At 73.0% G+C, this 26518-nt stretch carries 25 protein-coding genes; 12 read left to right on the forward strand and 13 right to left on the reverse strand.

Annotated features, from left to right (window positions below):
* Positions 1 to 135 precede the first annotated feature (135 nt).
* Positions 136 to 1005 carry a tRNA (adenine-N1)-methyltransferase gene (locus tag ACZ6R6_RS10470; RefSeq protein ID WP_451933438.1) on the reverse strand — a complete coding sequence of 290 codons (870 nt, stop codon included), beginning with the start codon at positions 1003 to 1005 and terminating at the stop codon, positions 136 to 138.
* A 119-nt stretch (positions 1006 to 1124) separates the two neighbouring features.
* On the opposite strand from ACZ6R6_RS10470, the gene ACZ6R6_RS10475 reads away from it, so the two are divergent.
* Positions 1125 to 2228: a GNAT family N-acetyltransferase gene (locus ACZ6R6_RS10475; RefSeq protein ID WP_470092037.1), complete on the forward strand. Its 1104-nt coding sequence runs from the start codon at positions 1125 to 1127 to the stop codon at positions 2226 to 2228.
* Positions 2229 to 2281: 53 nt separating this feature from the next.
* Here ACZ6R6_RS10475 and ACZ6R6_RS10480 read toward each other — a convergent pair whose 3' ends face one another.
* Both ACZ6R6_RS10480 and ACZ6R6_RS10485 read right to left on the reverse strand, forming a co-directional pair.
* On the reverse strand, positions 2282 to 3505 hold the full coding sequence (locus ACZ6R6_RS10480) for an aminotransferase class III-fold pyridoxal phosphate-dependent enzyme (RefSeq protein WP_470092039.1): 1224 nt from the start codon (positions 3503 to 3505) through the stop codon (positions 2282 to 2284).
* 73 nt (positions 3506 to 3578) lie between these two features.
* Positions 3579 to 4493 carry a carbohydrate kinase family protein gene (locus ACZ6R6_RS10485; protein ID WP_470092041.1) on the reverse strand — a complete coding sequence of 305 codons (915 nt, stop codon included), beginning with the start codon at positions 4491 to 4493 and terminating at the stop codon, positions 3579 to 3581.
* 81 nt (positions 4494 to 4574) lie between these two features.
* Between ACZ6R6_RS10485 and ACZ6R6_RS10490 the strand changes: the two genes are divergently transcribed.
* On the forward strand, positions 4575 to 5174 hold the full coding sequence (locus ACZ6R6_RS10490; protein ID WP_451933435.1) for a TetR/AcrR family transcriptional regulator: 600 nt from the start codon (positions 4575 to 4577) through the stop codon (positions 5172 to 5174).
* Here the strand turns inward: ACZ6R6_RS10490 and ACZ6R6_RS10495 are convergent.
* Positions 5156 to 5944 (reverse strand): serine/threonine-protein kinase, encoded by a 789-nt coding sequence (locus tag ACZ6R6_RS10495; RefSeq protein WP_470092043.1) that lies wholly within the window; start codon positions 5942 to 5944, stop codon positions 5156 to 5158. The genes ACZ6R6_RS10490 and ACZ6R6_RS10495 overlap by 19 nt on opposite strands.
* Positions 5945 to 6056: 112 nt before the next feature.
* On the opposite strand from ACZ6R6_RS10495, the gene ACZ6R6_RS10500 reads away from it, so the two are divergent.
* The 4 genes from ACZ6R6_RS10500 (at position 6057) to ACZ6R6_RS10515 (ending at position 11299) form a co-directional block, all read left to right on the forward strand.
* Positions 6057 to 8222: a cation:proton antiporter domain-containing protein gene (locus tag ACZ6R6_RS10500; RefSeq protein WP_470092045.1), complete on the forward strand. Its 2166-nt coding sequence runs from the start codon at positions 6057 to 6059 to the stop codon at positions 8220 to 8222.
* 353 nt (positions 8223 to 8575) lie between these two features.
* Positions 8576 to 8788: a hypothetical protein gene (locus ACZ6R6_RS10505; RefSeq protein WP_470092047.1), complete on the forward strand. Its 213-nt coding sequence runs from the start codon at positions 8576 to 8578 to the stop codon at positions 8786 to 8788.
* 115 nt (positions 8789 to 8903) lie between these two features.
* Complete coding sequence (gene helR, locus ACZ6R6_RS10510; RefSeq protein WP_470092049.1) at positions 8904 to 11051, forward strand: RNA polymerase recycling motor ATPase HelR; 2148 nt, start codon at positions 8904 to 8906, stop codon at positions 11049 to 11051.
* Positions 11052 to 11074: 23 nt separating this feature from the next.
* Positions 11075 to 11299 carry a hypothetical protein gene (locus tag ACZ6R6_RS10515; RefSeq protein ID WP_470092051.1) on the forward strand — a complete coding sequence of 75 codons (225 nt, stop codon included), beginning with the start codon at positions 11075 to 11077 and terminating at the stop codon, positions 11297 to 11299.
* Between the two features lie 191 nt (positions 11300 to 11490).
* Here ACZ6R6_RS10515 and ACZ6R6_RS10520 read toward each other — a convergent pair whose 3' ends face one another.
* The 4 genes from ACZ6R6_RS10520 to ACZ6R6_RS10535 form a co-directional block, all read right to left on the reverse strand.
* Positions 11491 to 12927: an FHA domain-containing protein gene (locus ACZ6R6_RS10520; RefSeq protein WP_470092053.1), complete on the reverse strand. Its 1437-nt coding sequence runs from the start codon at positions 12925 to 12927 to the stop codon at positions 11491 to 11493.
* Positions 12924 to 13361 (reverse strand): hypothetical protein, encoded by a 438-nt coding sequence (locus tag ACZ6R6_RS10525; protein WP_451931256.1) that lies wholly within the window; start codon positions 13359 to 13361, stop codon positions 12924 to 12926. Before ACZ6R6_RS10525 ends, ACZ6R6_RS10520 begins: the two co-directional genes overlap by 4 nt.
* Positions 13362 to 13374: 13 nt before the next feature.
* Positions 13375 to 14910 carry a hypothetical protein gene (locus ACZ6R6_RS10530; protein ID WP_470092055.1) on the reverse strand — a complete coding sequence of 512 codons (1536 nt, stop codon included), beginning with the start codon at positions 14908 to 14910 and terminating at the stop codon, positions 13375 to 13377.
* Between the two features lie 162 nt (positions 14911 to 15072).
* Positions 15073 to 16161, reverse strand: a complete 1089-nt coding sequence (locus ACZ6R6_RS10535; protein ID WP_470092345.1) for a site-2 protease family protein — start codon at positions 16159 to 16161, stop codon at positions 15073 to 15075.
* A gap of 167 nt (positions 16162 to 16328) precedes the next feature.
* Between ACZ6R6_RS10535 and ACZ6R6_RS10540 the strand changes: the two genes are divergently transcribed.
* The 3 genes from ACZ6R6_RS10540 to ACZ6R6_RS10550 all read left to right on the forward strand — a co-directional run bounded on the left by ACZ6R6_RS10540 (position 16329) and on the right by ACZ6R6_RS10550 (position 19240).
* Positions 16329 to 17198 (forward strand): RecB family exonuclease, encoded by an 870-nt coding sequence (locus tag ACZ6R6_RS10540; RefSeq protein WP_470092057.1) that lies wholly within the window; start codon positions 16329 to 16331, stop codon positions 17196 to 17198.
* A 159-nt stretch (positions 17199 to 17357) separates the two neighbouring features.
* On the forward strand, positions 17358 to 18557 hold the full coding sequence (locus tag ACZ6R6_RS10545) for a sensor histidine kinase (protein WP_470092059.1): 1200 nt from the start codon (positions 17358 to 17360) through the stop codon (positions 18555 to 18557).
* A complete protein-coding gene (locus ACZ6R6_RS10550) occupies positions 18557 to 19240 on the forward strand; it encodes a response regulator (protein WP_306869091.1) in 684 nt (227 codons plus the stop codon). Before ACZ6R6_RS10545 ends, ACZ6R6_RS10550 begins: the two co-directional genes overlap by 1 nt.
* On the opposite strand, the gene ACZ6R6_RS10555 is transcribed toward ACZ6R6_RS10550, so the two are convergent.
* Positions 19237 to 20121, reverse strand: a complete 885-nt coding sequence (locus ACZ6R6_RS10555; protein WP_470092061.1) for a LysR family transcriptional regulator — start codon at positions 20119 to 20121, stop codon at positions 19237 to 19239. The two genes, ACZ6R6_RS10550 and ACZ6R6_RS10555, sit on opposite strands and share 4 nt — an antisense overlap.
* 316 nt (positions 20122 to 20437) lie before the next feature.
* Here ACZ6R6_RS10555 and ACZ6R6_RS10560 point away from each other — a divergent pair, with 316 nt between their 5' ends.
* The 3 genes from ACZ6R6_RS10560 (at position 20438) to ACZ6R6_RS10570 (ending at position 22360) form a co-directional block, all read left to right on the forward strand.
* Complete coding sequence (locus tag ACZ6R6_RS10560) at positions 20438 to 21151, forward strand: AzlC family ABC transporter permease (protein ID WP_470092063.1); 714 nt, start codon at positions 20438 to 20440, stop codon at positions 21149 to 21151.
* Positions 21152 to 21236: 85 nt separating this feature from the next.
* Positions 21237 to 21539, forward strand: coding sequence for an AzlD domain-containing protein (locus ACZ6R6_RS10565; RefSeq protein WP_470092065.1), 303 nt, complete (start codon positions 21237 to 21239; stop codon positions 21537 to 21539).
* Positions 21539 to 22360: a GNAT family N-acetyltransferase gene (locus tag ACZ6R6_RS10570; protein WP_470092067.1), complete on the forward strand. Its 822-nt coding sequence runs from the start codon at positions 21539 to 21541 to the stop codon at positions 22358 to 22360. Before ACZ6R6_RS10565 ends, ACZ6R6_RS10570 begins: the two co-directional genes overlap by 1 nt.
* Positions 22361 to 22532: 172 nt before the next feature.
* On the opposite strand, the gene ACZ6R6_RS10575 is transcribed toward ACZ6R6_RS10570, so the two are convergent.
* The 4 genes from ACZ6R6_RS10575 to ACZ6R6_RS10590 are packed head-to-tail and all read right to left on the reverse strand — an operon-like array spanning position 22533 to position 26516.
* Complete coding sequence (locus tag ACZ6R6_RS10575) at positions 22533 to 23600, reverse strand: ABC transporter ATP-binding protein (RefSeq protein ID WP_470092069.1); 1068 nt, start codon at positions 23598 to 23600, stop codon at positions 22533 to 22535.
* Positions 23597 to 24577 carry an ABC transporter ATP-binding protein gene (locus ACZ6R6_RS10580; RefSeq protein ID WP_470092071.1) on the reverse strand — a complete coding sequence of 327 codons (981 nt, stop codon included), beginning with the start codon at positions 24575 to 24577 and terminating at the stop codon, positions 23597 to 23599. Before ACZ6R6_RS10580 ends, ACZ6R6_RS10575 begins: the two co-directional genes overlap by 4 nt.
* A gap of 3 nt (positions 24578 to 24580) precedes the next feature.
* Positions 24581 to 25480 (reverse strand): ABC transporter permease, encoded by a 900-nt coding sequence (locus tag ACZ6R6_RS10585; RefSeq protein WP_470092072.1) that lies wholly within the window; start codon positions 25478 to 25480, stop codon positions 24581 to 24583.
* Positions 25481 to 25511: 31 nt separating this feature from the next.
* The gene (locus tag ACZ6R6_RS10590; RefSeq protein ID WP_470092074.1) at positions 25512 to 26516 is read right to left on the reverse strand and encodes an ABC transporter permease; all 1005 of its coding nucleotides are present in this window, start codon (positions 26514 to 26516) and stop codon (positions 25512 to 25514) included.
* Positions 26517 to 26518: the final 2 nt, after the last annotated feature.

Here is a 26518-nt window from a genome sequence, read left to right on the forward strand (position 1 = left end):
GTAGAGCAGTGTTCGTATGGCTACATTAAGTGGGCAATGATTAATCCCTTATGGTGCGTTTAGCCCTGGGAGCATGAGAACACGTCGATCTGTTCCCTTGTCACGGGTAAACGTACCGTCGTGGCCGAATCGTCATCATCTGGTGGAAGAACCGAGCTCTTCGCCATGTGCCCCCTTTGCCGGACGCCTACGACGGGGTGGTGGCGTCACCCCGTCCGCCATGCGGCGGGCGGTGACGAGGAAGCCGGTGTGCCCGACCATCCGATGATCGGGCCGTACGGCCAGGCCCTCGACATGCCAGTCGCGAACCAGGGTCTCCCACGCATGGGGCTCGGTGAAACTCCCGTGTTCGCGGAGAGTTTCGACCGTGCGCGACAGCTGGGTGGTGGTCGCCACGTAGCAGCAGATGACACCGCCCGGCGTGAGTGCCTTGGCGGCGGCGTCGACGCACTCCCACGGAGCGAGCATGTCCAGGATGATCCGGTCGACGTCGCTCTCGTCGAGCGCCTCCACGAAGTCGCCCACCACCAGGCGCCACTGGTCCATCGGACCGCCGTAGAACTTCTCCACGTTCTTGGTGGCGATCTCGGCGAAGTCCGCACGCCGCTCGTAGGAGGTGACGCTGCCCTCGCCGCCGACGGCGCGCAGCAGGAAGCACGTGAGCGCCCCGGAGCCGACGCCCGCCTCGACGACGCGCGCGCCGGGGAAGATGTCGGCCATGGCGACGATCTGCGCCGAGTCCTTCGGATAGATGACCGCCGCGCCGCGGGGCATGGACAGCGTGTAGTCCTGGAGCAGGTGCCTGAACGCGAGATACTGGGTGCCGCCGGAGGAGCGCACCACCGACCCCTCGGGCTGGCCGATCAGCTCGCTGTGCGGGATCCCGCCCTTGTGCGTGTGGAAGACCCCGTCTTCCTTCAGCGTCACCGTGTGACGCTTGTTCTTGGGGTCGGTGAGCTGAACCTGATCCCCGGCCTGAAACGGCCCATGCCTGCGAAAACCCATGCCCGCAAGGTTATCGGCGTACGGCCGCCGCCCGGTCCGGCCCGGAGCCGCGCGACCCCTGTTCAGGTGAGATCGGAAACGATTCGCCCACGATAGGGGTAGCTGATAGCACTTGAAGGGTGTTTCCTCGAGACGTGATCCCCGCCGGCCCGGTCGTCATGCGGGCACTCAGCACCGACGACGTGGAGCTGATCGCCCGCGCCTGCGCCGACCCGCAGATCCGGCGCTTCATCCCGACCGTGCCGGTGCCCTACACCCACGACGACGCGGTCTCCTACCTGAAAGTCGCCGAGCAGCTGTGGGAGAGCGGCGGCGCCTCCTTCGCCGTGGCGGACGCCGACACCGACGAGTGGCTTGGCAACATCGGGCTCAAGCCCCTCGACTCGCGCGGCAACGGCGAGATCGGCTACCTGATCGCGCCGTGGGCGCGGGGCCGCGGGGCCGCCACGGCGGCCACCAGGGCACTGACCGAGTGGGCCTTCGCCCACGGGGTGCGGCGCATGGAGCTGCTGGCCGACGTGGAGAACCTGCCCAGCCAGCGGGTCGCGCTGGCCGCCGGCTTCCACCGCGAGGGCGTGCAGCGCTCGGCCGAGGACCGGCGCGACGGCACCCGCGGCGACCTGGTCTCCTTCGCCAGGCTCTCGGACGACTCCGGTGACCGCATGCGACCGTATCTGCCCCCCTTCCCCGGCGGCTCGCTGTCCGACGGCGTGGTACGGCTGACGCCGCTGGCCGAGGCCGACGCCGACGACTACCACGCGCTGCAGAACCTGCCGGAGGTCGTGGCCTACAGCGTGCCCCCGCAGGCCCCCGATCCGGTCGAGAGCGAGACGGCCTGCCGGGAGGCGGGCATGCGCTGGCTGGCGGGCGACCGGGTCGAGGCGGCCGTCCGCGACGCCGGGACCGGCGTCTTCACCGGGCACATCCAGCTCACCTCGGTCATCCCGCCGCTGGGCCAGGCCATGGTGGGCTACAGCACGCTGCCGGAGTTCCGCGGCCGGGGCCTCACCACCCGGGCGGTGGGCCTGCTGGTGGAGTGGGCCTTCGAGCACACGCCCCTGGCCCGGATCGTCGCGGGCACCTCCCCGGACAACGTCGCCTCGCACCGGGTGCTGGAGGGCGCGGGCTTCCGCCGGGAGGCCCTCCTGCACGGGCTGCTGCCGGGTCCCGACGGCACGCGCCTGGACGACCTGCAGTGGTACCGCCTGCGCCCCCGGGGGTAGCCCTGCAGTGGTACCGCCTGCGCCCCCAAGGGTAGCCACGCGGCGAGGGGCTCTCAGTCGGCGCCGAACTCCGTCCTGAGCCTGGCGAAGGCCGCGTCGGTGCCCTGCAGGGCACGGTCGATGTCGGCGTCGGTGTGGGCGGCCGACAGGAACCAGTTGTGCCAGGGGTGGAGGTAGACCCCCTCCCGCAGACAGGCGGCCGACCAGAACATGCCCTTCTCCAAGGTGGCGTCGCCCTCGAAGGAGAGCCACGGGATCTGCGCCGGGCCGGTCTGGTTGACCACGAAGCCGTGGGCGGCGGCCTGCGCGGCCAGGCCCTCGCGCAGGCGGGTGCCCGCCCGCTCCATCAGGGCCACTCCGCCGATGTCGCGCAGGGTCTCGATGGTGGCCTTGGCCGCGGCCATCGGCGCCGCGTTGAACCAGAACGAGCCGGTGGAGTAGATCGTCTGGGCCGGGCCCCGCAGGGAGTCCACACCCGTGACGGCGGCGATCGGGTGGCCGTTGGCCATGGCCTTGCTGAAGGCGTACAGATCGGGGCGGACCCCCAGGGTCTCCCACGAGCCGCCGAGGTCGAGCCGCCAGCCGCCGCGCACGTCGTCGATCACCAGCGCCGCGCCGATCCGGTCGGCCAGGGCCCGCAGGCCCCGGGCGAACTCGGCGGCGGCGAGCTCCTGGTCCTCGAAGGAGTCGTGTTTGAAGGGCGTCACGATGATCGCCGCGACGTCGCCCTCCGCCCGGGCCGCGGCCTCCTCCGCGCTCGCCAGGTCGTTGTAGGCGTATTCGATCAGATCGGCGCGCTCGTTGGGGGTGGTGCCCGACGGGCTGGGCGTGCACCAGGGGTCGGCCCCGTGGTAGGAGCCGTGGGCCATGAGCACCTTGGTCCGGCCGGTGGCGGCCCGGGCGACCATCAGCGCCTGGGTGGTGGCGTCGGTGCCGTTCTTGGAGAACATCACCCAGTCGGCCTGCGGGATGGTCTCCACCATGAGCTCGGCGAGCTCAACGTAGACCGGGCCGGGTCCGTTGAGGCAGTCGCCGGCGGCGAGCTGGGCGGCGACTGCGGCCTCCACGGCGGGGTGGCGGTGGCCGAGCACGATGGGGCCCCAGGAGCACATGAGGTCGATGTACTCGCGGCCGTCCGCGTCGAGCTGGCGGCATCCCTGGCCGCCGACGAAGAACTGCGGGTAGCCGGGGCCGTGCAGGGCCGCGTTGAGGTGGCCGTACATTCCGCCCGGGACGACCCTGGCGGCCCGCTCACGGAGGTTGGCGTCGATGGACATGTGTCGTCCTTTCACAGTTGGGACGGTCGCGGCCGGACGGCCGGGGCCGCGCAGGCGGCCGGCACCGGCCGGCTCATCGGCTCTCCCGCAGTTCCTGTGCCCCGTCGAGGCCGGCGTCCGAGCCGAGCCCTCCGGCGACCCGGGCGGCCACCGCGGTGCCGAGTTCCGCGGCGCCGGTCACGTCGCGGCCGTCGACCAGGCCGGCGATGAACCCGGCGCAGTAGGCGTCGCCGCAGCCGGTGGTGTCCACCACGGGGACGTCGAGGGCGGGCAGCCGGGTGAGGCCAGACGCGGTGGCGATCAGGCTGCCCTCGCCGCCCAGCGTGACCAGCACCGCCCTGGGCCCCTCGGCCAGCAGCGCGAGCGCGGCCTCCTCCACGCCGGCCGCGCCGCTCATCATGAGCGCCTGTTCCTCGTTGGGCAGCAGGTAGTCCACATACGGCAGAAAGCTCCGCGCTCCCCGCATCAGATCGGCCATATTGGACAGTAGGTCCATCGTGATGACCGTGCCCGCCCCCCGCGCCTCGGCCAGCAGGGCGAAGAAGTCCGGGTCGTGCAGGCCCCAGGTCACGTCCATGCCGCCCAGGTGCACGACCCGCGCGCCGCTGACGCGCCCGCGGTCGAGGTCGGCGAGGGACAGGCCGAGGTTGGCGCCGGGCACGTGGAAGGAGGGGCGTCCCCCGTCGGGCCTGATGGGCAGGATCGAGGCGGCGGTCTGCTCGCCGTCCTTGCGGACGACGCCGGTGACGTCCACCCCGCGCCGCTCCATGATCATGAGGAGGAGGTCGCCGAGCTCGTCGCCGCCGACCGCCCCCATCGAGGCGACCGGGACGCCGATCCCGGCCAGGCAGACGGCGGTCCCGGCGGCGGCGCCCGCCGCGGTGACGCGGATCTGCTCCAGCAGGTGGGTGTCCTGCCCGGCCGGGATCGATTCCACCGGCCGGGCGAGCACGTCCACGATGTGCACCCCGAGGGTGACGACAGTCATAGTGAGCCCTCCTCATGTCTTCAGCGGATAATAGACGGGCGCCCGAATACCGTGTCAACGAGGGAAACCAGGGAGGGCCGGATGCCGAAGATCGTCGACCACGGGGAACGCCGGGAGGAGGTCGTCGAGGCCGCCCGCCGCATCATCCTGCGCGAGGGCATCGAGGCGGCCACGACCAGGGCCATCGCCAAGGAGGCCGGTTACTCCAACGGCGTGCTCACCCACTACTTCGCCGACAAGGACGACATCATGCTGTCGGCGCTGCGCTCCTCGCACCGGCGCATCGTGGAACGGCTGCACGGCAAGCTCTCCGGCCGCGGCGGACTGGCCGCGCTCCGCGAGCTCCTGCTCGACAACCTGCCGCTGGACGACGAGCGCGCCCGGGAGAGCGGGCTGGAGATCGGCTTCTGGAGCCGGAGCCTGACCAGTCCGGCGATGCTGGAGGCGCAGCGCGCCGAGGCCGAGGAGCTGCGCTATCTGGTGCGCAGCCTGCTCGGCGCGGCGGCCGAGGCCGGGGAGATCTCCACCGGGGAGGATCTCGGCGACGTCACCGAGCGGCTGCTGGCCCTGGTGGACGGGCTGAGCGTGCGCAGCCTGCTCTACCCCGGCCGGCTCGGCGCGCAACGCCTGGAGAGGCTGCTCGGCGCCGAGCTGGACCGGCTTCAGGCCACCAGCGCGTAGAGCCGGTCGGCCAGCCCTCCGGCGGTGGGCCGCCCGGCCACGTCCCCGATGCAGGCCTGCACCAGCTCGGCCAGCTCGGGCCCCAGGCCGGGGTGGAGCGACGGCGGCGTGCTGTAGACCTTGCGCAGGGTCAGCAGCGGATCGTGGACGGGCAGCTCGCCGTACAGGCCGGTGCGGGTCGCCGCCCAGTGCAGCGTCGCGCCGAGCGACCACACGTCCCCGGCGGGAGCGGGCCTGTCGCCCTGCAGCAGCGCCGGGTCGGTGAACTCCACCGAGCCGATGCCGCCCATCCCGGTCACCGTCGCCCCCGGCATCAGCACCTGCGACAGCCCCAGGTCCGAGAGCTTGCCCCCCTCGTCGGTGAGCAGCACGTTGCCGGGGCGGATGTCGCGGTGCACGATGCCCTCCTCGTGCAGCGCCTGCGCGGCGTGGGCCACGCAGGCGACCGAGCGCAGCGCCCGCTCCCGCGACGGCGGCTCGGCGGGCCTGCCCAGCGAGCCGCCGGGCAGATACTCCATCGAGTAGTAGAAGACCCCGCCCTGCTGGCCCGCGTCGTAGAGCGTCACCAGGTACGGCGAGCGCACCGCGGCGAAGGCCTTCAGCTCGCGCGTGGCCCGCCGGAAGGCGTCGCCGCCGGTGCCCCCCACCACCTTCACCGCGACGTACTCGGCCTCGACCGGCAGGCGGCCGGGCCTCCTTGCCAGATAGAACTCGCCGTGGTTGCCCGCCCCCAGCGAGCGGACGAACTCATAGTCGGCGATGCCTTCCACCGATATCTCCCCTCCGCGCCTCATGCGCCCCTCGCGGCCACATCCCGCACACGGTAACGTCGCCATGGTCATTCTCGGGGCTTTTCATTACGTACGGGAAGCGTGCTTGCAAGTGCTCCACGTGGATCTGCTCCTGCTCGACCTGGTGATCGTCCTGGCCGCCGCGCGACTGCTGGGGGCGCTCGCCAGGCGGCTCGGCCAGCCTCCGGTCGTCGGTGAGATCGTGGCGGGCATCCTGCTCGGTCCCACGCTCCTCGGCCCGCTCATCGGCGAGAAGCTGTTCGGCGCGGAGATGCGCCCCCCGCTCCAGGCGCTGGCGAACGTCGGCCTGGTGCTGTTCATGTTCGTCGTCGGCCTGGAGCTGGACCAGAAACTGGTCAGGGGCAAGGGCCGGATCGCGGTGACCGTGGCGCTCGGTTCCACCGTGCTGCCGTTCGTCCTGGGCTGCGCACTCGCGCTCGGCATCGCCGGCGACCACGTGGGCGGCGCCAAGACGCTCGCGTTCGTGCTGTTCATGGGCGCGGCGATGGCCGCCACCGCCTTCCCGGTGCTGGCGCGCATCCTCACCGACCGCGGCATGCAGCGCATCGCGCTCGGCGGCATGTCGCTGGCCGCCGCCGCGGTGATCGACGTGCTCGCCTGGACGGTGCTCGCCGTGGTGGTGGGCATCGCCGGGGCCGGCGACGCCGAGGGGCAGTGGAAGGTCCTGCTCGCCGTGCCGTACGCGCTGGTGATGTTCCTGGTGGTCCGGCCGCTGCTGACCCGGCTGGTGCCGGCCCACGAGAAGGCGGGGCGGCTGACGCCGAGCCTGCTGTCGCTGGTGCTCATCGGCCTCATCGGCTCGGCTTGGGCCACCGAGTGGATGCACGTGCACTTCATCTTCGGGGCGTTCATGTTCGGCGCGGTGATGCCCCGCGAGGGCGCCGAGCGGCTCAACCACGAGATCCTGGAACGGCTGGAGCAGCTCGCGGTGCTGTTGCTGCTGCCGATGTTCTTCGTGGTGGCGGGGCTCAACGTCGACCTCCGCGCGCTGGACCTGTCCAGCCTCGGCACGCTGGCCGCGATCCTGGCGGTGGCGGTCGGCGGCAAGCTGCTCGGCTCCTACGCGGCGGCGCGGGCGCAGCGGCTGCCCAACCGGCAGTCCTGGGCGATGGCCACCCTGCTCAACACCCGCGGCCTGACCGAGATCGTCATTCTCACCGTCGGCCTGCAGAAGGGCGTGCTCGACAACGAGCTCTACTCGCTGATGGTGGTGATGGCCCTCGTCACCACCGCGATGACCGGCCCGCTGCTGCGCTGGGTGTATCCCGACCGGCGGGTGGCCCGCGACATCGCCGAGGCCGAGCGGGCCGCCCTCGGCGAGAGCGCCGCCCATCGGGTGCTGGCCGTCGTCCCGGGCTCCCCCGCCGAGCAGGGGCCGCTGGCGGACCTGGCGGCCACCCTGGCCCGGGCCGCCTCCCCGTCGGAGGTGGTCCTCGCCCACCTGCGCCCCTACCCGCGGGGCCGCCTGGAGGTCGGCAACGGCCTGTCCTCCGAGCTCGCCGAGCTGGCCGAGACCCTCCACGAACTGGAGAGCCTCGCCGTCACGGCCCGCCGCCACGGCTCCGAGGTCAAGGTCGTGAGCCGGTTCAGCGGCGACGTGGCGGCCGAGCTGCCCGAGCTGGTCGGCGGCGCGCAGCCCGATCTGGTGGTGCTGCCGGCCGGCGCCCCCGGCTACACCGGGATCCGCGCCGGCGCCGTCTGCCGCGTGGTGACGGTCTCCGCGCTCCCGGACGCTCCCGGCCCCCAGGAGGGCCTCCTGGGCTCTGCGGCCTCCCTGGGCGTCCCCGGACGGCCCCAGGCGCCCCTGGACGGTCCCGGCCTCCAGACGCCCGCGGGGCCGCCGGCCTCCACCGGTCTCCGGATCTCCCCGGACGGTCCCGGCGCCCCGGGCTCCGCAGACCCCTCCGGTCAGGTCCTGGCCGCGGCGGGGCCGATCGCGGTGCACCACGGCGCCGGCGACGCCGCCGCCCACGTGGCGCTCACCCTCGCCCTCCTGCAGGGGCGCCCGCTGGTCGTCGCCGGTGGCGGCCGGGCCTCGGCCCTGGCCCAGCGGCTGGCCAGACTCGGGGTGGCGGCCACCTCCGGCCCGGTCCCGGCCGGCGCGCTCGTCGTGGCCCCCGACACCGGGACGGCGGTGGACGGCGCCCACCTGCTGGTCCGCGCCGAGCAGGACGCCGACCCGGTGGACTGGTCGGCGGCCGTCTCCGCGATGCGCGCCCCCGCGGACCGGCCATGACCGCGACGACGGCCGCTCCGGCGGAGCGGGAGCACGGGCGTCACCCCGGTCACGCCCCACCGGGGCGCCCCCCGCAAGATCTTGTCACGGGCTCCGGAGAGGGTGCGGAATCTCGCGTCCGGCGGCTGCGTCCGTAGGCCCGTGGGAGATCCTCCTGGGCCGGCCGTACCTTCGTACGCGGCGCGCCGCTCTGCGAGGAGGTCGTCCGTCCGCAGCGGACGATGAGGGAAAGGGGAGTGCCCACTCCTTTCCACTCCTAACGTATAGCGCACCGGGGGGCTTGCCACAAGACCCGGGTCGTGCCGCAGAATCGTCGGCCGAGGCCGGAACCTGCGGAAACTGGGAGTCACGAAGTGCGTGTGTTGTCGTCGACGTATGGGTCGCGCGGGGACGTCGAACCGCTGGCGGGACTCGCGGCGAGTCCGCGGGAACTCGGCGCGGAGGTGCGGGTGTGCGCGCCGCCGGACGAGGAGTTCGCGGCGCTGCCGGCCGGTGTCGGCGTGAACCACGCGGGATCGCCGAGCCGGGACCCAGAACATGAGAACCCGCGGACCCTGGCGACCTGAGCCGGCAACGGCCACGGGCCCGCCTCAGGCGGAGCGTCGCCCGTCATCGCCACCAGGTCCGTCACGCCTTGCCACGCGTAACGACCGCAAGCCACCTCTAATCGGAGCTGATACCGTGAACCCGCTGACCACCAGCGCGTTTGACCTTCCCGACCACCTCTCCCCCAAGGCCGACCCGGCGCTGATCGCCGGCGACGAGCAGCACTTCGCGGCCATCGCGGAGAGCCTCGAGCGGTCGATCGCCGACCTGTCCGACCGCCTCGACGCCGAGCGCAGGGCGCCCGGCGGCATCGGCCGGCAGGCGATGGACCGGGACTTGGAGATCCACCGGCTGACCGCCCGCCTGCGAGCTCTGCGTCGCTTCGGTCTGGACCTGTGCCTGGGACGCATCGTCAGCGCGGACGACGCCGAGCCCGTGTACATCGGACGGCTCGGCCTCACCGACAGCGCGGGCCGCCGGCTGCTGCTCGACTGGCGCTCCCCCGCGGCCGAGCCGTTCTTCGGAGCCACCCACGCCAACCCGATGGGGCTGGCGAGCCGCCGCAGGTATCGCTGGACCCGCGGCCGGATCAGCGACTACTGGGACGAGGTGTTCACCTCGGACGGATTCGAGGGGCACGCCGCGCTCGACGACCAGTCCGCCTTCATCGCCAGCCTGGGCGGCAACCGGTCGGCCCGGATGCGGGACGTGCTCGGCACCATCCAGGCCGACCAGGACGCCATCATCCGCGCGGGATCCCGCGGCGCTCTCGTCGTCGACGGCGGTCCGGGTACGGGGAAGACCGTCGTCGCGCTGCACCGCTCCGCCTACCTCCTCTACTCCGACCCTCGCCTCGGTCACCGCCGGGGCGGCGTGCTGTTCGTCGGCCCGCACCAGCCCTACCTGGCCTACGTCGCCGACGTCCTCCCCAGCCTCGGAGAGGAGGGCGTGCAGACCTGCACCCTGCGAGACCTCGTCACCGAGGGAGCCGAGGCGGCGATCGAGACCGACCCGGAGGTGGCTCTGCTGAAGTCGTCGGCGGACCTGCTGAAGGCGATCGAGCCGGCCGTCAGGTTCTACGAGAACCCGCCCACCAAGGGGATGACGGTCACGACCCCCTGGTCCGACATCTGGCTGAGCGCCGACGATTGGGCCGAGGCGTTCGAGGCACCGGAACCCGGTACTCCGCACAACGAGGCGCGCGACCAGATCTGGGAGGAGCTGCTCACGATCCTGATGGACAAGCACGACGGCGACGTCTCGGCCGACCTGCTCCGGAAGTCGCTGCTGCAGGACAGGGAGCTGCTCACGACCTTCAACAGGGCGTGGCCGCTGATCGAAGCGGCTGACCTCGTCGGAGACCTGTGGTCGGTACCCGCCTACCTGCGGAAGTGCGCTCCCTGGCTCAGCCTCGACGACGTTCGGAAGCTGCAGCGCGGGGACGCCCAGGCCTGGACGGTGTCCGACCTGCCGCTCCTGGACGCGGCACGGCAGCGGCTCGGCGACCCGGAGGCGTCACGGCGCAAGCGCCGGCAGGAAGCCGCTCTCGCCGCCCAGCGCGAGCACATGGCCCAGGTCGTCGACAACCTGATCGAGGCCGACGACGACGGCGAAGGGCTCGTGACGCAGCTGCGCCGAGCGGACCTCCAGCGAAATCTGGTCGACGAGTCCGAGCTGCCCACCCTCGACCCGGACCTGCTCGCCGGCCCGTTCGCGCACATCGTCGTGGACGAGGCTCAGGAACTGACCGACGCGGAGTGGCAGATGTTGCTGCTCCGGTGCCCGTCCCGGAGCTTCACCATCGTCGGGGACCGCGCCCAGGCCAGGCACGGGTTCACGGAGTCGTGGCAGGAACGGCTCGAGCGGATCGGGCTCGACCGGGTCGACCTGGCCTCCCTGAGCATCAACTACCGGACGCCGGAAGAGGTCATGGCGGAAGCCGAGCCGGTCATCCGGGCCGTGCTCCCGGACGCCAACGTGCCGACCTCCATCCGCAGCAGCGGCGTCCCCGTCGTGCACGGATCCACTTCGGAGCTGGGCTCGATCCTCGACGCCTGGCTCGCCGCGCATGCCGACGGGATCGCCTGCGTCATCGGTGATCCCACGTTCCGGGCGACGTCCCGCGTCCGGTCGCTGAGCCCGGAGCTGTCGAAGGGGCTCGAGTTCGACCTGGTCGTCCTCATCGATCCGGAGGCGTTCGGCGAGGGGATCGAAGGGGCGGTCGACCGCTATGTCGCGATGACCCGGGCGACCCAGCAGCTCGTCATCCTCACGAGCTCCTGACGCCGGACGGACACCCGCTCCCGGTGCTCCTGATCGGCACCGGCCTCGACACCGTCACCCCGTACGGCGTGCAGCACCAACCGGTCGTCACGGCCTACCAGGCGCAGCCCGTCAAACGCCTCGAACACCGTGTCTTCGCGACCGACCACGCGCTGTCGGACCATCGCGTGGCCCCGGCACGTACGATCTTGGACTTCCTGGCGCGGCGCCCATGGGACGGGGGCGGTGACAGGCGCCGCGGTCCGTGATCGTCACCCGCGTCAGCGGCCTCATCCGGTGTCCGCCCCACCCGGCCGGTCTCGCAGCCCCCTCGTTCACGCGGATGCGCAGTCACCGCCATCACGCAGGGCTACCGGCCGGGGACACGCTCGGGTGGAGACCCCGGCCCGGAGAAGGGACCGGGCGGCACGGCGTGGGCCGTGCCGCCCGGCCGGGTCGGCTAGCGGTTGCGGTGCGACTCGTAGCGCATGGTGCGGGAGACGCCGATCCGCACGGTCGTGCCGGGCAGGATCGCCACCGCCTCGTTCGGCGGGATGTCGTAGAAGTTGGGGTCGCCCGGCGGCTGGATCTGGGTGCCGTTGACCGACCCCAGGTCGACCAGGTTGACGTCCCAGCCGTCCAGCGCCACCCGCAGGTGACGGCGGGACACCGAGCCGTCGGGGCTGGTGACCTTGGCGGGGCGGACGGAGCCGTCGGCGACCTCGGGGGCCCGCTCGGGGTCGCGGCCGACCAGATAGTCGGTGTCGAGGCGGAGCGTCATGCCGTCGTCGAGGAGCAGCACGCCCAGCGGCGGGCGCGGCCCCTTGTAGGGGACGAGCGTGCGCTGCACCAGCGCGATGCCGCAGACCGCGCAGTAGGGCACCCGGGGGTCGTTGAAGTGGTCGTTCTTGCAGTCGACCCCGTAGACCAGCGGCCGCGACTCCGGCTCGGCCGGCTCCGGCCCGGCCGGCTGGGGCTCGGACGGCTGGGGCTCGGGCGCGGCCTGCGGGCCGCCCGGGGTCAGCAGTTCGTACTCGAACGGCTGGTCACGGACGTCGACGGGGTCGCCGCCGATCCCGCTCACCCTGGCGGCCTCCTCCTGCGAGACCACGGCCGGCAGGGGCTCGGACGGCGGCCCCTGCGGCGGGCCCGGGACGGGGTCGGGCTGCCAGGCCGCCGGGGGCGCGGAGAACTGCGGCTCCGGCGCGGGCTGCGGGGCGGGGGCCGGAGGGTAGTGCTCGGGAGAGCTCATCGGGTAGGGCGCCGGAGGCGGACCGTCGGCCGCCGGAGCGGGCCGCTCGGGATACGCCACGGCCTGCGGCGTCTCCGCCTGAGGGACGGCCTCCACCGGGACGGCCGGCGGCCGGGCGGCCGGCGCGGCGGCCTCCACCCGGGACGCGGAGCGCTGGGCGGCCGGTGGCGCCGCGGCCTCGGTCAGGTCGCACGAGACCCCGCCGGCGACGATCACACCGCTGTCCAGCCGGGCGAGCGGGTGCGCCGCGCCGGCGTCGGGCAGGCGCAGCTCCACCCGGGTCACCGGGCCGGGCACCAGCCGGTCGGACCAGGTGAGCGCGTCACGGCCGGCCAGCTGGACCTCTCCACCGGAACCGGTGACCGACGCGTACGCCGGGCCGCTGACCAGCACGGCCACTCCCCCGGCGACGGGACCGGCGACGGCGCACGCCACGGGCTCGCCCATCATGACGGCCAGCACCTGGGCGATCCGGCGGGCGAGCGCGCGGCCGTCCCCGCCGGAGGCCGCGGTCTCCCGCAGCGCTCCCAGCAGGTCGTCCACGACGGCCTCGGCCGCGTCACACACCAGCAGCAGGCCATCCACGTGGGCGACCAGCCCGTTGCCCGGAAGCGGACGCACCACCCCGAAGCCCTCGTCGGTCACAGAACTCTCCCTCCCCGAAAACGCCATCGGATGAACGGCACGCGCATCGGACCGTTCGCCACCAGCCAGACGCATACCCAGACGACCGTGAAATGCGTCCAGAACGCGGCCGGCGGGACCGGGTCAATGAAATCGGCTGCATCGGACCGTAGCAAAAAGTACAGCAGAAGACCTTCGGGAACGAGCGTCAGCAAACCGAACAGCGTCGGCCAGTCCTTCTCCCATCGGAACTGCATGAGGAAGTGGTAGACCAGCTCCCAGCCGATCCCCAGCACGGCGACCGCGGCCAGGACCACGAAGCCGGTGGCGTAGCGGTCGCCGAGCGGCCCGGAGAGGCCGGGCAGCACCGGCACGATCAGCAGCGTGATGATCGCGCCCACGGTGGCGAGCAGGAAGAGACGCGTCTGGATGCGCCCCATCAGAGTCGGAACCACGGAGGATTACTCCTTACACCGGCGAGTTGAAGGCCCATTTGAACCACTGCGAGGTCGACCGCAGTGGCCCCATCTTGCGGACGAACCCCCGTCTGGCCAGGTCGTCGGCGATCTCCTGGGCCGCGATCTGCAGCCCGAGGAAGGTGTCGACGCCGGGGAAGTAGCCGCCCAGCGTCGCCGATCCGGAGGCGTACAGGGCGCCGTCACCGCTGGCCGTACCCTTCACCTCGAAGTGGCGCTCCACCTCCAGCCGTCCGACCGGGTTGCGGTAGGCCCCGCTGTGCCGGAGCAGGTCCTCGTAGATCCGGTGCTCGGCGATGTCGGCCTCAAGACCCGTGCAGTCGATGATGTAATCGGCCACCGGCTCGCGGACGATGCCGTCGCTGCTGCGCACGTAGCTGACCAGCCGCCCGTCGGGGGCGCGCTCCACCCGGTCCACGGTGCCCTGCACCGGGTGGTAGTAGCCGCCGCTGCGGCCCGCCCGCATCTGCTCCTGCCAGCGCCGGCGGTAGGGGGTGTTGGTGCCGCCCATCTCCTTGTACTTGGCGGCCCGCTCGGCCCCCTCCAGCTTGCGCATCTGCGCCTTGAGCTGGCCGCCCCAGACCGACTTGGGGTAGTTGAAGCCCTGGTAGGCCCAGCCGTCGCCGCCCTTGCGGCGCGCCCAGATGTGCGGGCCGTGGGAGCCGGTGACGAAGGTCCGGAAGATGTGCACGATCTGGGTCTGCAGCCGGAACTTCTCCCGGTCGTCGAACAGGCGCTGCAGCACACGGGAGGCCACGATGCCGCCGCCCCGGATGACCACCGTGCCGGGGCGGGTCTTGAGGAACTCGTAGACCTGCTCGTGCGGCTCGTAGGCGTTCACCACGTGCTGGTAGTCACCGTGCTTGGTGCGGAACTCCTGCAGGTCGGGCAGGAACTTCAGGCCCGGGTAGCCGATCGCGATGTGCACGAAGCGCGAGCGGAAGATGACGCGCTTGGTCGGCGCCGTGCCCTCCGGCGGGGTGACCACGGTGAAGTAGCCGCCGCCGGCCCGGCGGCGGACCATCCGGACCTGGCCCTTGACCAGCATGTCCCAGTAGTTGATGCGCTTGGCCTCGCGTTCGAGGCTCTCGAAGACCGTGCCGGCGCGCGGCGTCCAGTAGTCGTTCAGGAGCGGCTCGGTCAGCAGCTGCCACAGGTAGGCCGGGGTCTTGTCGGTCCAGGTCTCCTGCAGGGCGTAGGAGGGGAAGCCCCAGAGGTTGTCGGGGCGCGAGGAGGAGTCGGAGCGGATCCGTTCGGAACGGGGGATCTGCGAGCACCTGGTCAGGAACTCGTAGGTCTGCCACGGATGGTCGATGTTGGAGACCACCCGCATCTGGGAGGTGGGCACGCCGTAGATGCGCAGGTAGTCCAGCGTCACGAAGGAGCCCATGCCACCGCCGACCGTCAGGAACGGGATGTCGTACATGGGGATTCCGGCTGCGGCGACCAGCTGATCGCTCCACTCGGGCGTGTTGATCAGCTCCGGAGTGAGGTCACCGGCGGGCGCCGGCGTGTTGGGGGGTGCCAATTGTGCGTCCCTTAGCTACATGGCCAACCGGTCAGGTCGTCCAGAACACTAGTCGTGGTGCGCACCGAAAACGAGAGGACGGAAGGTGCGTTCTTCCCCCCGCACCGCCGCCTCGTCACAGCGCGCATCCAGTGAGACGCCCGAAGTCCCCCGATGGTTCGCTCAGACCCCGCTGAACACCCGGTTCACATCCGACGTGGCCAGCACTCCGAAGATCTCACCGCCGCGTTCCACGAGGAGGTATTCCCCCGCCGGGGCCTCGCGCATGGCGTCGATCAGGGACTCCCCCGACAGGTCGGCGGCCAGCACCAGCGACGGTTCGAGGCTGCGCGCCAGCGAGCCGGCCGTCACCCAGGGGCGGCGGTTCTCCGGGGTGGACTCCACCGCGACCTCGTTGACGATCCCCGTCGGGCGGCCCTCGTGGTCGACCACCACCATCGCGCCCGCCTGGGCCTCCGCGGCCCGGCGCAGGGCCTCGGCCAGCGGCACGTCGCCGGTCACCGCGATGGCCCGCCGGGCCAGGGCGCGGGCGTTGACCTGCGGGATGCGGGCGCGGACCCGGGCCCCGCGCAGCGCCTGGGTGGCGCCGAGCCAGATGAAGGAGGCCAGCAGCACCGACCAGATGAGCTCCCAGCCCGGCGTCTGCCCGCTCATCAGCGCCAGGCCGACGGGCACCGCGACCAGGACGACGGCCAGCACACGGCCCACCCAGGCGGCGGCGATCGTGCCCGAGCCGGGGTTGCGGGTGACCTTCCAGACCCCGGCGCGGAGCATGCGCCCGCCGTCGAGCGGCAGCCCCGGCAGGAGGTTGAAGATCCCGACGATCAGGTTGGCGAACCAGAGCTGGAAGGTCAGCACCCCGAGGATGGTGCCCGGGTCGATGACCTGGTAGGCGGCGAACCCGATCCCGGCCAGCCCGAGCGAGAGCAGCGGCCCGGCGAAGGCCACCATGAACTCCCGGCCCGGGGTCTCCGGCTCGCGCTCGATCTCCGAGACGCCGCCGAGCAGGTAGAGCGTGATGCGGCGGACCGGCAGGCCGTACATCCTGGCGACCACGCAGTGCGCCAGCTCGTGCAGCAGCACCGACACGTACAGCAGCACCGCGAACAGCAGCGCCACGGCGTAGGTCGTCGGGACGCCCAGCTCGGGCAGTTGGGCGATCACGATGGGTTGATAGGTGAAGGTGATGAACGCCGCCACGATGAGCCAGGTCGGCGAGACGTAGACCGGGATGCCGAACGGCCGGCCCATCCGCAGCCCTGGGCTGTCCTGACGCGGGCTCTCGCTGCTCACCGCTGGCTCACCACTCCTCGTTCGCTGCGCCTTCGGCCTTGATGCTACGCGCCATCGGGCCAACCGCAGACGTCGCGAGGCCACCTTGAGCACAAACTGTCGTCAGTGTGACCTACAGTGCGGACATGTCACTGACCGAGCCCACGATCATCGGAGCGCTGTCGCCCTCCCGCGCCGGTGACTTCATGACGTGCCCGTTGCTCTACCGCTTCCGGGTGATCGACCGGCTGCCCGAGCCGCCGTCACCCGCCGCGGTGCGCGGCACGATGGTCCACTCGGTGCTGGAACGCCTCTACGACCTCCCCGCCCCCGGGCGCACGGTCGCCGCGGCCCTGGAGCTGCTGGAGCCGCAGTGGCGCAGGATGCTGGCCGAGGACCCCTCCTACGGCGGCATGTTCGCCGACGAGCGGGAGCAGGCCCAGTGGCTGGCCCAGGCCCGTTCCATGCTGGAGCGCTACTTCACCCTTGAGGACCCCACCTGCCTGGAGCCCGCCGAGCGCGAGCTGTATGTGGAGGCGGTGCTCGACAGCGGTCTGATGCTGCGCGGCTACATCGACCGGCTGGACGTCGCGCCGACCGGCGAGGTGCGCGTGGTCGACTACAAGACCGGCAGCGCGCCCGGGCCGGCCTTCGAGGCCAAGGCGCTGTTCCAGATGAAGTTCTACGCGCTGACACTGTGGCGGCTGCACGGCTCGGTGCCCCGCCTGCTGCAGCTGATGTATCTGGGGGGCGGCGGCGAGGTGCTGCGCTACGCCCCCGACGAGGCCGACCTGCGCGCCACCGAGCGCAAGGTGCAGGCCCTGTGGACGGCCATCGAGCGGGCGATGGAGACCGGCGAGTGGCCCCCCAGGCCCGGCCGCCTGTGCGACTGGTGCAGCTACAAGGAGCTGTGCCCGGAGTTCGGCGGCACTCCCCCGCCGCTGCCCGAGCGGCAGCCCGGCGACACCGTGCGCAGCACCCGCGGCGCGCCCAGGGCCGCCACCGACGAGCTCTGAGCGGCACGGGCCGGCGCGCGAGGGCGTGAGAGGCCCTGGGGACGGCGTCCGGCGCCGGGCCGGTCCACAGCACGGATTCCCGCGGGTCATCCGTGGGGATGAGGGCGATATCCCCCTGCAGCAGGGTGGCTGTGAGGGTGGGACGCCTAAATTGATTGTGTGCGCAACACCCCGGACGGCCTGCGGGCCTGGCTCCACCGACACCCGCTGATCCCCGACGCCGTCCTGGCGGGGATGCTGGCGGCCGCCGCGGTGCCCTGCGCCTACGCCCCCTCCCTGGCCGGCTTCGACGCCCCTGCCGGGCTCCGGGAGCCCGGCGCGCTGAGCCTCGTCCTGACCGTGGCCGGCTGCCTGTCCACGGCGCTGCGCCGCAGCCGGCCGTTCGCGATGCTCTTCCTGGTCGTCCTCGTCGAGGTGACGCTGGCGTCGCTGGACCAGAGCGGCTCCCTGCTCTGGGTGGCCGCGCTGGTGCTGGTCTACACGGTCGCCGCCCACCGCGGCCTGGCGCTCAGCCTGTGCGCGCTGGCGCTGAGCCTGACCTGCCGCGCCCTCCTGGCGGTGACGGTCACCGGGCCCGCCGACCGGACGGCCCACCTGTTCGTGGCCGTGCTGACCATGACCCTGTGGATCGCCGGCCGGAGCGCCCGGCTGCGCCGGGCCTACCTCGCCGAGCTGCGCGAGCGGGCCGCCCGGACGGAACGGGCCCGGGAGTCCGACACGCGGGCGGCCAGGGCCGAGGAGCGCTCCCGCATCGCCCGTGAGCTGCACGACGTGGTCGCCCACCACGTGAGCGTGATGACCGTCCAGGCTTCGGCGGCGCGCCGGGTGCTGGCCACCAACCCCGACGGCGCCCGGGAGGCGCTGTCGGCGATCGAGGAGATGGGCCGGACCGCGATGGCCGAGATGCGCAACATCGTGGGCGTGCTCAGGACCGACGCGGCGCCCGCCGAGCGCAGCCCGCAGCCGGGGGTGCAGGAGATCCCCACGTTGGTCGACCAGATGCGCGAGGCGGGCCTGCGGACGCAGCTGTGGATCGAGGCCGAGGGAGGTCCGCTGCCGCCCGGTGTCGACCTGGCCGCCTACCGGCTGGTCCAGGAGGCGCTGACCAACAGCCTGCGACACGCGGGGCCCCGGGCCCGCGCCTGGGTGACGGTACGGCAGGGCCCGGGCGAGCTGGCCGTACAGGTCGAGGACGACGGCCGCGGCGCCGAGCCGCCCGCCCCCGCCACCGGCCGGACCGGGCACGGGCTGGTCGGCATCCGTGAGCGTGTGGCCCTCTATGGTGGAATCCTGAGGATCGGCCCGCGTCCAGAGGGCGGGTTCGAGGTCAATGCCCGGTTTCCCCTCAAGGACGTGTGATGACGATCAGAGTGTTACTGGTGGACGACCAGCCACTGCTGCGCACCGGTTTCCGGCTCATCCTGGAGGCCGAGCCGGACGTCACCGTGGTGGGCGAGGCCGGGGACGGCAAGGCCGCCCAGGACCAGTCGCGCGCGCTGATGCCCGACGTGGTGCTGATGGACATCCGGATGCCGGGCGTGGACGGCATAGAGGCGACCCGCCGGATCGTCCGGGAGGCCACCGGCGGGGCCCACGTGCCGAGGGTGCTGGTGCTGACCACCTTCGACCTGGACGAATACATCGTCGAGGCGCTGCGCGCCGGGGCCAGCGGCTTCCTGCTCAAGGACGTCCCGCCCGACGAGCTGGTGCAGGCCATCCGGGTGGTCGCGGCGGGCGACGCCATCGTCGCGCCGAGCGTGACCCGGCGGCTGCTGGACAGGTTCGGGGCGCGCCTGCCCTCGGCGCACCAGCAGTCCACCCCGGCCCGCCTGGACCGGCTCACCGAGCGTGAGATGGAGGTGCTGCGGCTGATCGCCCGGGGCATGTCGAACGCGGAGATCGCCGCCGAGCTCGTGGTGAGCGAGACGACGGTCAAGACCCACGTCGGCAACGTGCTCACCAAGCTCGGCCTGCGCGACCGCGTCCAGGCGGTGGTCCTGGCCTACGAGACCGGTCTGATCACCCCGGGCGCCATCCCCTAGCCTCCCTGCGGCAGGAGTGCCCCGGAGCGGAGCCCGGCGAGGATCCGGGCGAGCACCGGCCGGGTGTCGGCACGCCGCCAGGCGACGGCGGTGGTGCAGCGGCAATCGTCGGCCAGCAGGACGAACACCACTCCGGCGCGGGCGTAGTGCTCGTCGGTGCCCTCCGAGAGCAGCGCGACGCCCTGGCCGGACGCGACCAGCTCCAGGGTCTCCTCGATCGCGGAGGAGCCGACCTCGCCCGCGATGTCCGTCACCCCGATGAAGGCCGGGTGGCGGAAGGCCCGCCAGACCGGGTCGGGGCTGCGGGGCACCACCCAGACGCGGCCGGCCAGGTCGGCGGGGCCGGCCACGGGCAGCCGGGCGAGCGGGTCGCCGACCGGCACCGCGACGGCCCGCCGGTCGCTGCCGAGGATCAGTGTGTCCAGGGCGTCGCCGGTGGTCAGCGGCGGCCACACCACGGCCAGGTCGCTGGCCCCAGTCAGCAGGCCGCAGGCCGGGTCGTCGAAGTCGAAACGGCGCAGCCGCACCCGCCCGCCGGAGACGTGCCGCACGCCGTCGAGGAGCCGGGAGGTGCGCGCGCCGGCCGCCTCGCCCATGAAGCCCACGGTCAGCTCGGTGTCGCCCCCGGTCAGCAGAGCCGTGAGCTCGTCGGCGGCGGCCGTCACCGCCGCCGCGTGGGCCAGCACCCGGCCGCCCAGCTCGGTCAGGCGCACGCCGTCGCGGTCGCGGACCAGCAACCGCCGCCCGGCGGTGGCCTCCAGCCGCTTCACGGCGGTGCTCACGGTGGGCTGGCTGACCCCGAGCGAGATGGCCGCCTCCCGGAACGATCCGGTGCGGGCCACCGCGACGAACGCCCGCACGGCCGGCAAAGTGACGTCCATTCCGCAAGGATAGCCATCGGCTATCGGCATAGCCGCAAACTATTAACCCGGGCCGAGCTCCCCGGCCGACGGTTGACCCATGACAGACCAGCCGGGCGCACGGACGTCCGAGACCGGGCGGCGGAGTCAGGCCGATCCGGCCACCGCCCCTCCGGCGCCGCCCGGCGCCCCCGTACCAGACGCCGGGTCCCGGCGGGCCGACACGCGACCGGCCCCCGGATCCGCGCCGGACACGCAGATCCCACAAGGTGACACACGGTCGGACCTCGGATCCGCGCCGGGCGGCACACGACCGGACCTCGGGCCCCTGCCGGACGTGGAGACCCCACCGGGTGACACGCGGTCGGACCTCGGGCTCGCGCTGGGCGCGGCGGCGGGGGCGGCCACCTACTCGGCGGTGTTCGGCGCGGCGGCGGTGGAGCAGGGCTGGTCCGCGTGGGAGGCGGTGCTGGCCAGCGCCGTGGTGCACGCCGGCGGCAGCCAGATCGTCGGGCTCACCGCGCTGGGCGGCGGCGCCTCCGAGGCGCTGGGCGGCGCGGCGGGGGCCGTCGGGCCGGGCGGCGGCGCGGTGGCCGCGGCGGTGGTCGCCGCGTCGCTGGTCAATCTGCGGCTGACCGCGTTCGGGCTGGCGCTGGGCGACGTCTTCCGGACCAGGTGGGGCCGGTGGCTGGCCGCGCACCTGGTCTCCGACGAATCAGTGGCGGCCGCGGTGTCACGCGGGGTCCCGGCCGCGCGCAGGCGGACGTTCCTGCTGGTCGGGATGGTGTTGTTCACCGGCTGGGTGGGCGGCACGGCCGCCGGGGCGGTGCTCGGCTCGGTGCTGCCGGCCGGAGCCCGGGGAGCGGTGGACGGGGCCGCCGTGGCGGCCTTCGCCGCGCTGCTCGTCCCCCTGCTCCGCACCCGCCGCCAGACGGCGGTCGCCGCGGGGGCCGCGGCCCTGGCGCTGGTGGCGTCGTGGTGGCTGCCACCGGGCCTGCCGATCCTCGTCGCCGCGCTGGCCGCCGTCCCGGCCTTGGTGAGGTCCGCGTGAACGCCGTCCCGCCCGCCCACGGCCCCGTCCGCGCCCCTGCTCACAGCAGGGCCCGGCCGACCACCCCGACCCCCGTGGAGGCCACGTGAGCGTCGTTCTGCTGTTCGTCGCGGGGCTGGCCGCCGTGACCTACCTGCTCCGGCTGGCCGGGGTGAGCACGGCCGCCCGGGCCGGGGTGGACGGGCGCTGGAGTCTGTTCACCGCCCTGCTGCCGGTGGCGCTGCTGGCCGCCGTCGTGACCGTCCAGGCGGCGCCCGCCGGCCGTCCGGCGGTCCACCTGGCCGTCGCCGCCGTCGTGGCGGGGCTGGCCGCCCGGCGCCTCGGATTCCTGCCCGCCATGCTCCTCGGCACCGCCGCAGGAGCGCTCGTGAGCCTTGGAGGCTTTTGATGATCATACGTGGACTGGACCCTGACGACCTCGGCGCCTGCCTGCGGCTCGCGGAGGACCGGCGGTGGTCGCGTGAGGAGCGCAAGTGGCTCTTCCTGCTCCAGGGCGGGGAGGGCTACGGGATCGTCGACCCGGACGGGGAACTGGTGGCCTCCGCCGTACTGACCCGCTACGGCACGCGCACCGCGGCGGTCAGCATGGTGTTGGTGGCCTCGCGTCACGGGGGGCGGGGGCTGGGCAGGCGTCTGATCGGCCATGTGCTGGAGCAGGCGCGCGGCGCGACCGTCTTCCTGAACGCGACCGAGATGGGCCGCCCTCTCTACGAGCGGCTCGGCTTCCGGGTGACGGGTGGGGTCGCCATGCATCTGGGGACCTTCACCGGGCAGGCGTCCGGCACGTCCCGCGCCGCCTCCCCCGAGGACCTGAAGGCGATCGCCGACCTCGACGCCGAGGTCGTCGGCGCCGACAGGTCCGCCCTCCTGGCGAGGTACGCGGGCTTCGCCGAGCAGCTCCGGGTGATCGAGGGCGGGCGGGGGATCTCGGGGTACGCCGGGATGTGGCGCAACGTGGGCAGCACGGTCGTCGGGCCGGTGATCGCGGCGAGCCCCGCCGACGCCCGGTCCCTGATAGCCGATCTCGCCTCCCAGGTCGACGGCCCGGTCCGGCTGGAGATCGAGGACCGTAACGCGCCGCTGGCGCGGTGGCTGGCCGGGCACGGGGTGGTCGCGGGGATGCGGACCTCGGACATGGTCGCCGGCGGGGAGTCCCTGCCCGGCGACCGGAGCCGGTTCTTCGCGCCGGTCATGTCCGCGCTGGGCTGACGGGCCCGCCCCACGGGCAGCCATCCGGCCGGGCCTCCGCCCGCTCACGCCCGCACTGTGCCGACGGACCCGCCCGACGGGCCACCCGGCCGGACCCCACCCGGTCGCGCCTGTCGGGCGGCGGGCACGGGCCCATGCCGGGATGCCGGGATGCCGGGCCGCCCCCGCCCGGTCAGGTCCAGGCCGAGGTGACGGGGGTGCCCACCTCCGTCGCGGTGGGGTCGTGGGCGCTCGCGGCGGCCTGGATGCTCCCGGCCGCGATCTCCTCGGCCCAGTGGCAGGCGACCTTGCGGCCGGGACGTATCTCCCGCAGCTCGGGCGGCTCGTCGGCGCACCGCTCCGGCCGGCGGAACGGGCAGCGGGTGTGGAAGCGGCAGCCGGCCGGGACGTCCACCGGGGACGGCAGGTCCCCGGTGAGCAGGATCCGCCGCCTGCGCTCCTCGACCTCGGGGTCCGGGATCGGGATCGCCGACATCAGCGCGATCGTGTAGGGGTGCAGCGGCTCGGCGTACAGCTCGTCGGAGGAGGCCTCCTCCACCAGCGCGCCGAGATACATCACGCCGATGACGTCGCTGACGTGGCGCACCACCGCCAGGTCGTGGGCGACCACGATGTAGGTGAGGCCGAGCTGCTCCTGCAGGTCCTCCAGCAGGTTGACGATCTGGGCCTGGATCGAGACGTCCAGGGCGGAGACCGGCTCGTCGGCGATGATCAGGGCGGGGTTGAGGGCGATCGCCCTGGCGATGCCGACACGCTGGCGCTGGCCGCCGGAGAACTCGTGGGGGTAGCGGCCGGCGGCCGCGGCCGGGAGTCCCACCAGGTCGAGCAGCTCGCGCACCCGCCGGGACCTGCCGCCGGTGAAGCCGTGGGCCCGCAGCGGCTCGGTGAGCACCGACTCCACGCTCTGGCGGGGGTCGAGGCTGGCCAGGGGATCCTGGAAGATCATCTGCATGTGCCGCCGGAGCAGGCGCATCCGCTCCGGGCCCAGCGTCCCGACGTCGGCGCCGTCGAACAGGACGGTCCCGGCCGTGGGCTCCACCAGCCTGAGCACGGCCTTGCCGAGCGTGCTCTTGCCGCAGCCCGACTCCCCCACCAGGCCGTAGGTCATGCCGCGCCGTACGTCGAGGTCGACGCCGTCGACGGCCCGGACGTGGCCCGCGACCCGTTGCAGCAGGACGCCTTTCCTCACCGGGAAGTGGACCTTCAGCCCCCGGACGGACAGCAGCGGCTCCGGGCTCATGGGGTGACCACCTCGGCCTCCAGCGGGTTGAAGCAGCGCAGGCCATGGGGGTCTCCGCGCAGTCGGGGGGCCGCGGTGGCGCACTCGGCGATCCGGTTGCGGCAGCGGGGGGCGAAGGCGCAGCCCCGCGCCCAGGGGATGGTGTCGCGGGGCGAGCCCTGGATGGGTTCGAGGCGTACGCCGCGCGGCCGGTCGAGACGGGGGACGGAGGCGAGCAGCCCGCCGGTGTAGGGGTGGCGGGGGCGGCGGAAGAGCTCGTGGCGGGGGGCCCGCTCGACGATCCGGCCGGAGTACATCACGTGCACCGTGTCGCACATCCCGGCGACCACCCCGAGATCGTGCGTGATCAGCACGAGGGCGGTGCCGGTGTCGGAGACCAGGGCCTTGAGCAGCTCGAGGATCTGCGCCTGGATGGTGGCGTCCAGCGCCGTGGTGGGTTCGTCGGCGATGAGGAGCCGGGGGCGGCAGGCCAGCGCGGTCGCGATCAGCGCGCGCTGGCGCATGCCTCCGGAGAGCTGGTGGGGATACTCCCTCAGCCGCCGCGAAGGGTCGGGGATGCCCACCCGGCGCAGCAGGCCGGCGGCCTCCTGCCGTGCCTCGCCCGAGCTCATCGCGCGGTGGCGGACGAGCACCTCGGCCACCTGGACCCCGATGGGCACCACCGGGTTGAGCGAGGTCATCGGGTCCTGGAAGACCACGGCCAGGTCCCGGCCGCGCAGGGCGCGCAGCTTGTCGGCGGGCAGGGAGAGCAGCTCGGTCCCGTCGAAGGCGACGCCGCCCTCCACCAGGACGCCGCGCCGCGGCAGCAGGCCCATGACCGCCAGGGAGGTGACGGACTTGCCGCAGCCCGACTCCCCCACCAGGCCGACGGTCTCGCCCGGGGCCACCGTGAAGCTGACACCGTCCACGGCGCGCACGTCGGCGCGGCCCCGCTGCCGGAAGACCACGTTCAGGTCCTCGACCTTGAGCAGACTCACACGTCACCGCCGATATTTGGGGTCGAGGGCCTCGCGCAGCGACTCCCCCAGCAGGGTGAAGCCGAGCGCCGCGAAGACGATCGCCAGCCCGGGGAAGACCGCGAGCAGCGGCGCGCTGGACAGGTAGCGCTGGGTGTCGGCCAGCATCCGGCCCCATTCGGGGATGCCGGGGTCGTTGCTGGACAGGCCCAGGAAGGCCAGGCCGGCCGCGTCCACGATCGCGGTGGCCAGGGTCAGCGTGCCCTGCACGATGACCGGGGTCAGCGAGTTGGGCAGGATGTGGCCGAGCACGATCCGCCGCCGCCGCACGCCGACCGCCCTGGCCGCCAGCACGTAGTCGGACTGGCGCTGGGCCAGCATCTGGCCGCGCAGCAGCCGGGCGAAGATCGGCATGTTCACCACAGCGATGGCGATCATCACGGCGTCCAGCCCCGCCCCCAGCATGGCCGCGACGCCGATGGCGAACAGCAGGCCGGGGACCGACAGCACCATGTCGACCAGGCGCATCACGACGGTGTCGACCACGCCTCCGAAGGTCCCGGCGAGCAGCCCGAGCAGCAGCCCGCCCGCCATGCCGAGCAGCAGCGAGACCACGCCGATGACCAGGGACCAGCGGGCCCCCCACAGGACGCGGGTGAGCTCGTCGCGGCCCAGGTCGTCCAGGCCGAACCAGTGCTCGGCGGACGGGCCCGGGATGGAGGTGGGGGTGACCTGGCCGACCGGCCGGTCCGGCGGGAAGGGCGCCAGCCACGGGGCGAGCAGGGCGACCGCGACGAACAGGAACACCAGGAGTGCGCCGATGACCGCGACGGGGTTGCGCCGCAGCCGGCGCCAGGCGTGCCGGCCGAGGCCGCCGCCGGCCTCCTCCGGCGCGATGGCCGCCTCGGCCTGGGACAGGCTCATGCCGCCCACCTCGCCAGGACGCCTCGACCGTTCACGCCACCCTCACTCTCGGGTCGATGAGCCCGTAGGCGATGTCGACCAGCAGGTTGACCAGTACGAAGACCACGGCGGTGAACAGGATGAAGCCCTGCAGCACGGCGTAGTCCCTGGCCGCGATCGAGTCGGCCGTGAACTTGCCGAAACCCGGGAAGGCGAAGACGGTCTCGGTCAGCACGGCGCCGCCGAGCAGCAGCCCGACCTGCAGGCCGACGATCGTGGTGACCGGGAGCATGGCGTTGCGCAGCACGTGCCGCCCCCGGATCGTGGACCGCCTGAGCCCCTTGGCCTCGGCGGTGCGCACGTAGTCCTCGTGGAGCACGTCCAGCACGGAGGCGCGGGTGATGCGCACCACGATCGCCAGCGGGATGGTCCCGAGCGCGACACCGGGCAGGACCAGGTGCGCCAGCGCGTCCCAGAACGCCTCCAGGTTACCGGTGACCAGCCCGTCCAGCACGTAGAACCCCGTGGGGTGCGCGGTGTCGAGCAGCGGGTCCTGGCGGCCGTCGGTGGGCAGGATCCCGAACTTCTCGGCGAAGACGAACTTGAGCATGTAGCCCAGGAAGAAGACCGGGATCGTGATGCCGAACAGCGATCCGGCGACCGAGACGTGGTCGAGCCAGGTGCCGTGGCGGCGGGCGGCGAAGTAGCCGAGGGGGATGCCCACCCCCACCGCGAAGATCATCGCGGTGAGGGAGAGCTCCACCGTGGCGGGGAAGGTCCGTAGCAGTTCCTCCAGGACCGGGTGCTGGGTCCGGCTGGACACGCCCAGGTCTCCGCGCAGGGCGTTGCCCGCCCAGGTGAGGTACTGCTCGTACCAGGGGCGGTCCAGGCCGTAGAGCCTCCTGACCCGCTCGACGGCCTCCGGTGTGGCCCGCTCCCCCAGCAATGCCTCGGCGGGCCCGCCCGGCAGCGCCCTGACCCACAGGAACAGCAGGATCGACAGTCCCAGCAGGATCGGGACGAGCAGCGCCAGCCGTCTGACGACGAACCTGAGCATCT

Source organism: Streptosporangium sp. NPDC048886 (genome assembly GCF_055586905.1).

Coding starts and splice junctions, on each gene's coding strand:
- ACZ6R6_RS10585 (WP_470092072.1), bottom strand. CDS start 25,480: ATGAGCCTGTCCCAGGCCGAGGCGGCCATCGCGCCGGAGGAGGCCGGC.
- ACZ6R6_RS10485 (WP_470092041.1), bottom strand. CDS start 4,493: ATGACTGTCGTCACCCTCGGGGTGCACATCGTGGACGTGCTCGCCCGG.
- ACZ6R6_RS10535 (WP_470092345.1), bottom strand. CDS start 16,161: ATGGGCCGGCCGTTCGGCATCCCGGTCTACGTCTCGCCGACCTGGCTC.
- ACZ6R6_RS10590 (WP_470092074.1), bottom strand. CDS start 26,516: ATGCTCAGGTTCGTCGTCAGACGGCTGGCGCTGCTCGTCCCGATCCTG.
- ACZ6R6_RS10470 (WP_451933438.1), bottom strand. CDS start 1,005: ATGGGTTTTCGCAGGCATGGGCCGTTTCAGGCCGGGGATCAGGTTCAG.
- ACZ6R6_RS10490 (WP_451933435.1), top strand. CDS start 4,575: ATGCCGAAGATCGTCGACCACGGGGAACGCCGGGAGGAGGTCGTCGAG.
- ACZ6R6_RS10550 (WP_306869091.1), top strand. CDS start 18,557: ATGACGATCAGAGTGTTACTGGTGGACGACCAGCCACTGCTGCGCACC.
- ACZ6R6_RS10540 (WP_470092057.1), top strand. CDS start 16,329: ATGTCACTGACCGAGCCCACGATCATCGGAGCGCTGTCGCCCTCCCGC.
- ACZ6R6_RS10575 (WP_470092069.1), bottom strand. CDS start 23,600: ATGAGCCCGGAGCCGCTGCTGTCCGTCCGGGGGCTGAAGGTCCACTTC.
- ACZ6R6_RS10480 (WP_470092039.1), bottom strand. CDS start 3,505: ATGTCCATCGACGCCAACCTCCGTGAGCGGGCCGCCAGGGTCGTCCCG.
- ACZ6R6_RS10555 (WP_470092061.1), bottom strand. CDS start 20,121: ATGGACGTCACTTTGCCGGCCGTGCGGGCGTTCGTCGCGGTGGCCCGC.
- ACZ6R6_RS10570 (WP_470092067.1), top strand. CDS start 21,539: ATGATCATACGTGGACTGGACCCTGACGACCTCGGCGCCTGCCTGCGG.